Genomic DNA, 7,225 nt, shown 5'->3' on the forward strand with positions numbered 1-7,225 from the left:
CCTTTCCCGACCCGATCGCCGCGAATTTTGGCAAGTTTTTCAAGCAGTTCGCGTTCTTCCGCGCTCACTTTGGTGGGAATATCGACTTGGAGGGTGAGCAAATGGTCGCCGCGACTGACTTCGTTACCCAAGCGCGGTACGCCTTTTTGTTCGAGTTTGAGGACGGTATTGGGCTGAATCCCAGCGGGAATATTTAACTCGGTTGGGCCATCGACCGTCTCGATCTGGATATGACTGCCCAGGATGGCCTGGAGATAACCGATCTTGACTTGAGAGAGAATATTGATGCCTTCGCGGCGAAATTCAGCATCTTCCTCGACGTGGAGATAGACGTAGAGGTCGCCTGGAGGGCCGCCACGCAAGCCAGCATCGCCTTCTTTACCGATGCGTAGTTTGGTACCGTTATCGACACCTTTGGGAATCGAGATTTTAAGTTTCTTGGTTTCTTGCTTGCGGCCCGCGCCGTTACACACTTCGCATTTATCTTCGATGACTTGACCTTCACCGTTGCAGGTCGGACAGACCGAAACTTGGGTAAAGTTACCAAATGGGGTGCGAGTATTGCGACGGACTTGTCCGGCACCGCCACAGGTGCTACAGGCTTGGGGTTGCGAGCCGGGTTTAGCTCCGGTACTTTTACAGGTCGTGCAGGATTCGAGGTGGGGAATCCGAATTTCCTTCTCACCACCAAAGATCGCTTCTTTAAACTCTAGTTTAAGGTCGAGGCGTAAGTCTTCACCTCTAGCGGGGCCATTGCGCCGTCGCGTCGCTTGTTGCTGTCCGGCTGCGCCGCCAAAGCCATTAAAGAAGGCATCGAATATATCGGCAGCGAAGCCGCCCATGTCGCCCATATCGCCATAACCGGGTGACGCAGCTCCCGATGATACTCCAGCTTCACCATAGCGATCGTAACGAGCGCGGAGTTCGGGTTCGGACAGGACTTCGTTGGCACGATTGATTTCTTTAAAAGTGTCTTCTGCCCCAGGTTCTTTGTTGATATCTGGGTGATATTTCCGCGCCAGTCGCCGATAGGCGCGCTTAATCTCTTCTTGATCGGCATCTCTGGAGGTGCCGAGAATTTCGTAATAGTCGCGTGCCATACAGAGGTTTTATCTTACAAGGAGTATTAGAAAGCAGAATCGGGGACTAGGGTAAAAAAATCTTTAAAACAGCAATGTCCGATCGAATAGAGGCAGTTGACTCGACTAGTGACGACCAGCGGCAAGACTAGTTATGTGGGTGGCGATCGGGTCAGATCGGCGACCTGCGCTAGTCCCAAGCTACCGAGTAAATTGTGGATGGGATGTGGATATCACCCCTTCAGCTCGAATTTAGCGCAATTTAAATATGTTTATATCTAAATTTGCCTCCAAATTTTGCACGAGGAAGGGTCTACCAGCCATAAGTTTTGGGATTAGATTCTTATTGTAAAGGAATCAAGTCTAGGTGATGGAGTGTTAACCGTAATTCTCCATTGCTTAATTCCCGACGATCTATTCAACTACCTCATAATCAGTAGTAGCGGTCTCATCATCATAATCTAATGTGAGAGTGCTCGATACTTTCTTGGCTGGTGGTGGCGGTGGTGGTGGTGGTGCGGCAGCGCGACTGAGGGGCGCGTGGCGTTTGGCCTCGCCATTGGCGTTGGGCGGTGGCGTGGAGCCAGTGGAACTGGAACTGCTGGGAATCGTGCCTTGTTGATAGACTGCCGCACCCATTGCGAAGATCTCTTGCTGGAGCTTATCGATCGCTTGTTGGACGTTCTCTAGATTGGCTGATGGTTCGAGCAGCAACATTTGCAGTTCTTTAGCCGTAGTTTCGGCTTGTTCGCGCAGTCTGTCATCGATCAGGTGGCCGTTATCTTTGACGGCAGTATCGTAGGTGTGGAACAGGGCATCGGCCTGATTTTTGAGTTCCACCAGTTGGAGTCTGCGCCAGTCATCTTGGGCGTAGGTTTCGGCTTCTTTGCGCATCCGCTCGATGTCTACTTTGTTAAGACCGCCAGTGTTGGTAATGGCGACGGTTTGTTCGCGCCCGGTGCCGCGATCTTGAGCGGAAACTTTGAGAATGCCGTTGACATCGATATCGAAGGAAACTTCGATTTTGGGCACGCCCCGAGGTGCGGGCGGGATGCCAGTGAGCAGGAAGCGACCGAGACTTTTGTTGTCTTTGGCCATTGCCCGTTCGCCTTGGAGAACGTGGATCTCAACTGAAGTTTGACCGTCAGTGGCGGTGGAAAATTCTTGCGCTTTACTTGTCGGGATCGTGGTGTTGCGTTCGATGATTTTGGTAAAGACTTCGCCGAGGGTTTCGATACCTAAAGATAAGGGCGTGACATCGAGCAGCAGGACATCTTTGACATCCCCGCCGACGACACCAGCTTGGACGGCAGCACCCATGGCTACCGCTTCATCGGGATTGACCGATCGATCGAGTTCTTTCCCACCAAAAAAGTCTTGAATAGCGCGTTGGACGGCGGGAATCCGCGTCGAACCACCGACGAGCAAAATCCGGTCGATATCTTTAGTTTGCAGATCGGCATCTTTGAGCGCGCGCTGGACGGGTTCGAGGGTCGATTCGATCAGTTTGGCAACCATTTCCTCGAATTTAGAGCGCGACAGCTCGACCTCTAGGTGTTTGGGGCCTTGAGCGTCGGCAGCGATAAAGGGGAGGTTGATGGAGGTATTCATCATCGTCGAGAGTTCGACTTTGGCTTTCTCGGCGGCTTCGCGCAACCGTTGGAGTGCCATTTTATCTTTCAACAGATCGATACTTTCGGTGGTACGGAAGTGTTTGATCAGCCAGCGGACGATTTCGTTATCAAAATCATCGCCACCCAAATGGTTGTTACCAGAGGTCGCCTTGACTTCATAGATGCCATTACCCAGTTGGAGGATCGAGACATCGAATGTGCCCCCACCCAAATCCACGACCATAATTTTTTGCTCGGTGTCGGCGTTACCCAAACCATAGGCTAACGCTGCCGCTGTCGGCTCGTTGATAATCCGCAACACTTCTAGTCCGGCGATCGTCCCGGCATCTTTAGTAGCTTGACGTTGGGCGTCAGTAAAATAAGCTGGCACCGTAATCACCGCTTGCTCGATCGGATGTCCTAAGAAATTTTGGGCATCTTTCTTGAGCTTTTGGAGGATCATGGCTGATACCTCTTGAGGCGTATAGGTGCGACCGCGAATTTGCACGTCCACAGTATTATCCCGCCCTTTAATACAATTGTAAGGGACGCGATTGCGCTCTGTGTCTGTGTCTTCCCACCGGCGACCGATAAAGCGTTTGATACTATATACGGTATTTTCCGCATTAGTTACGCCTTGCCGTTTGGCCAGTTGTCCGACTAGTTGCTCTCCGCCTTTGGCAAATCCAATGATACTAGGAGTGGTGCGACCGCCCTCCGCATTGGAAATTACTACTGGGATACCGCCTTCTAGAACAGAAACGCAGCTATTGGTCGTACCAAGGTCGATGCCGATGACTTTTGCCATAAAATTGAGGCAATACTTAAAAGATTGGAAAAAAACGGGGTTTGGGAATTGGCGAGCGGGTCGCCAGCGGCTGCATTGATGCTTGTCAGCAGATTACAGCCGAGGCCAACGCCGAGATCGGGCGATTAATTATCGCTAGAGTCAAGAGTAGCCGCATCCTCTGCTGACAACTGCTCGGGGGGTGCGGCAACTTTGACTAGGGAATGTCGCAAAATGCGATCGCCCAGGTAATAACCGCGTTGCAGTTCTTCAATCACAGTGCCTTCGGGGTGTTCTTCCGTGGGCTGACGCATGACTGCTTCGTGCAAGTTGGGGTCGAATTGTTGTCCTTCAGGGCGCATGGGCGAAACGCCGATCCGCTTGAGACTTTCGACTAGTTGCTTGTAAACACCTTGATAGCTTTTATGAATGGCCATTTCCCCTTCATTTTGGGGTTTAATTTGGGTTCTGGCTCTTTCAAAGTTGTCCACAACACTCAAAAGTTCGCTAATTGTGGTCTGCTTGGTGCGCAGTTCCGTCTCCTCTTTTTCCTTACTATTGCGCTTGCGGAAGTTATCAAAATCAGCAGCTATTCTCAGATACTGGCTTTGAAAAGCATCGCGTTGATTGGAGATTTCCGCCAGTTGAGCGGTCAAGGACTGAACGTCTGATGACTTGGGAGCCGATTCTTCTGGAGGTGATTGCAGTGGGGGCACGGGTTCGGCATGGCCGCCAGTTTCCTCAGCCGCGCCTGCTGAATTAGCAGGTGCGGTAGACTGCTCGTGCCCATCGCTGGCAACGTTAGGCTCAGCAGCCAGCGTTTCGCCAGCAGGCGGCGGGGATTCGATGTCTAATGGCAGTGGGGATGAGATGTGCTCATCACCTGGTTTAGTTGGCTGTTGTGGGGTCTCACTCATCGTTCATTCATTCTCTGTTAACAGACTGCTAAGCAATTTCGAGCTTATCTTCTCCAGTGGAGACGCTAGGCGATCGAGCGTGTGCAAGCCAATGATTAATTCCGAATCTACATACTTAGATCAAATACATATCTTCTAGAAAGGCTAATTCAGTGAATCTGCCTTTTGAGTATAAATCTGATTTGGGTCGATCGTCAGCTTTTAGCAAATTCGTAAGGATTTGCCAGCAGCTTTAGTAGCGAGTGCCTTAAACCGATCGGCTGGGTTGAGACGGTAGCAAGTTCGGGTTGCCAACCTGACGAGGCGATCGTCAGTACAGTCGATCGAGAAGGTGGCAAACGCAATTTGAATAGTCTCAATTTATCATGCCCAATCTGTTGGCAGAAAATACCATTGGCTCGATTGAGGATATCCAGCCGGATTTCGATCGAGTTCGATCGATTTATGCGGCGATCTTGGGGATGTCTTTACTTACGCTAACAGATTTCGCACTCGGCGATAGATCCGGTTGCTAAATGGGCATACTGTAAAGCTAAGGAGATATCTACAGCAGCTATGACTCAATCTTCATCGCCCAAACGGGCACTCATCGTCCGCAATGACTTTTCGCCATTCGGCAACAAGCTGATTCAATCGGGTTATGTCAACGCCGAACAGCTCAAACAAGCCTTGGTTGACAGCCGCGCCAAAAACCATCCGCTGACGGAAGTTTTGGAGTCCTTGACTGGCAAATCTTTGCCTGCGGAGTTGCAACATCAATATAAAAAACAACAGTTATTCGAGCTAAAAATTGTCTATGGTTTGAATGCGGTCGATATCGCTTCTGCCAAAATTGACAAGATCCAAGTTCGCGAGTTAATTAATACTTTTATCTCTGCTGACAGTTGTCGGCAACTAAAATTATTACCGATCGGTAGAATGGAGGGCGATCCGCCCATCTTGACCGTGGCGATGATCAAGCCAGACGATCTCCAAGCCAAGAACGATCTCGATAAAATTCTCCGTCCCCACGGCATCGCTTGGCGCAGTGAAGTCATCGCTCCTGAAGATTATCAAAAACTCCTGGATGGCTATTTAGACGAGCGGATTCAACAGGATGCTGCCGATAATTCCCAGAAAAATCTCAGTGTCGAAATGGAAAATTTCGACGTCCCAGAACTGGGGGGTGCCGAAGATGAACTCAATGACGAAATTGACGTTCAAGGTGCCGAAGCGGCTCCAGTGGTCAAATTGGTCAACCAAATTCTGGCCAAGGGCTTGCTCGAAAAAGTTTCGGATATTCACATCGAACCCCAAGAAGAGGGTTTACGCGTAAGATTCCGGAAAGATGGCGTCCTGCGTCAAACTTTTCCGATTCTGCCCAAGCACATCATTCCTGCCGTCATTTCCCGGTTCAAAATCATCGCCGAACTCGATATTGCCGAGCGGCGATTGCCCCAAGATGGTCGGATTAGGCGATCGTTTGAAGGTCGGAAAGTGGATTTTCGGGTCAGTACTCTGCCTGGACGCTATGGCGAAAAGGTGTGTATGCGGATTTTGGACAACGCTTCGACTCAGCTCGGTTTGGATAAGTTGATTAGCGATTTACCAACTCTAGAAATCGTGCGGGAAATGGGTAGCCGCCCGTTTGGACTGATCCTGGTAACGGGGCCGACTGGTTCGGGTAAATCTACCACTCTCTATTCGCTCTTAGCCGAACAAAACGACCCTGGTGTCAATATTAGTACGGCAGAAGACCCGATCGAGTATGCCCTACCAGGGATCAACCAAGTTCAAGTCATCCGCGAAAAAGGGATGAACTTCGCCTCGATCCTCCGCGCCTTCATGCGCCAAGATCCCGACATCATTCTGGTGGGAGAAACCCGCGACCAAGAGACAGCCAAAACCTCGATGGAAGCCGCCTTAACTGGTCACATGGTCATGACCACCTTACACACGAATGATGCGGCTGGGTCGATTACCCGGCTCGATGAGATGGGTGTAGAACCATTCATGGTTTCAGCCGCCCTCATTGGTGTCGTCGCTCAACGACTCCTCCGCCGCGTCTGCAAAGATTGCCGCATTCCCTACAATCCTACTCGCGAAGAACTCAGTCGCTTTGGACTGTCTGCTTCTAAAGATACTGTCGTCACCTTCTATAAAGCCAAAGAGCTAAATAATGGTGAGATCGAGTCTGCCAAAGCTTGTGGCGAACTCTGCAACAACTGCAACGGGATTGGTTATCGCGGTCGAACGGGTGTTTATGAAGTGATGCAAATCACCGATGAAATTGCCGCACTAATCAACCAACGCGCTCCTTCGGTCTTGATCAAGGAAACCGCCGTCCAACAAGGGATGAAAACGCTGCTAGCGTATAGTCTCCAAATGGTGCAAGAAGGTCACACCACGCTCGATGAAGTCGAACGCGTTACCTTTACCGATTCCGGCTTAGAAGCCGAACTCAAAGCCAAACGCAAAACCACTCTCGTCTGCCTCACCTGCTCTGCCGAACTCAAGCCCGAATGGCTGGATTGTCCGTATTGTATGACGGCGAGATTTAGTGATTAGGGAATAGGGGATAGGGAATAGGGAATAGGGAATAGAGAATAAAGGGACGCAAGCGTCCCAAGTTGCAAAACTCATAAAAAAACACCCCCTACCCCCTACCCCCTATCTCCTATCCCCTACCCCCTATCTCCTACCCCCTACCCCCTATCCCCTATCCCCTAAAATTATGATTCAACAAGAAAGTTACTTAACCGTTGCGGATAATAGCGGTGCTCGGAAAATTATGTGTATTCGCGTCCTGGGCGCGGGTAATCGTACTTACGGCGGCGTAGGCGACACCAT

6 protein-coding genes are annotated in these 7,225 nt (G+C 50.6%); 3 read left to right on the forward strand and 3 right to left on the reverse strand.

Annotated features, from left to right (window positions below; all coding sequences use genetic code 11):
- The 3 genes from dnaJ to grpE all read right to left on the reverse strand — a co-directional run.
- Positions 1-1,100: molecular chaperone DnaJ (gene dnaJ, locus RMO84_RS06790; protein WP_310487712.1), on the reverse strand; the 1,100-nt coding region annotated here is incomplete at its 3' end.
- Between the two features lie 393 nt (positions 1,101-1,493).
- The gene (dnaK, locus tag RMO84_RS06795) at positions 1,494-3,500 is read right to left on the reverse strand and encodes a molecular chaperone DnaK (RefSeq protein WP_310487713.1); all 2,007 of its coding nucleotides are present in this window, start codon (positions 3,498-3,500) and stop codon (positions 1,494-1,496) included.
- Between the two features lie 125 nt (positions 3,501-3,625).
- Positions 3,626-4,396: a nucleotide exchange factor GrpE gene (grpE, locus tag RMO84_RS06800; protein ID WP_310487714.1), complete on the reverse strand. Its 771-nt coding sequence runs from the start codon at positions 4,394-4,396 to the stop codon at positions 3,626-3,628.
- Positions 4,397-4,761: 365 nt separating this feature from the next.
- Here grpE and RMO84_RS06805 point away from each other — a divergent pair, with 365 nt between their 5' ends.
- The 3 genes from RMO84_RS06805 to RMO84_RS21310 all read left to right on the forward strand — a co-directional run.
- Positions 4,762-4,911 (forward strand): hypothetical protein, encoded by a 150-nt coding sequence (locus RMO84_RS06805; protein WP_310487715.1) that lies wholly within the window; start codon positions 4,762-4,764, stop codon positions 4,909-4,911.
- A gap of 40 nt (positions 4,912-4,951) precedes the next feature.
- On the forward strand, positions 4,952-6,943 hold the full coding sequence (locus RMO84_RS06810) for a GspE/PulE family protein (RefSeq protein WP_310487716.1): 1,992 nt from the start codon (positions 4,952-4,954) through the stop codon (positions 6,941-6,943).
- A 73-nt stretch (positions 6,944-7,016) separates the two neighbouring features.
- On the forward strand, positions 7,017-7,225 hold a 209-nt coding region (locus RMO84_RS21310; RefSeq protein WP_396135792.1), incomplete at its 3' end, for an uL14 family ribosomal protein.

The organism is Chamaesiphon sp. VAR_69_metabat_338 (assembly GCF_031423935.1).
GTDB lineage: Bacteria > Cyanobacteriota > Cyanobacteriia > Cyanobacteriales > Chamaesiphonaceae > Chamaesiphon.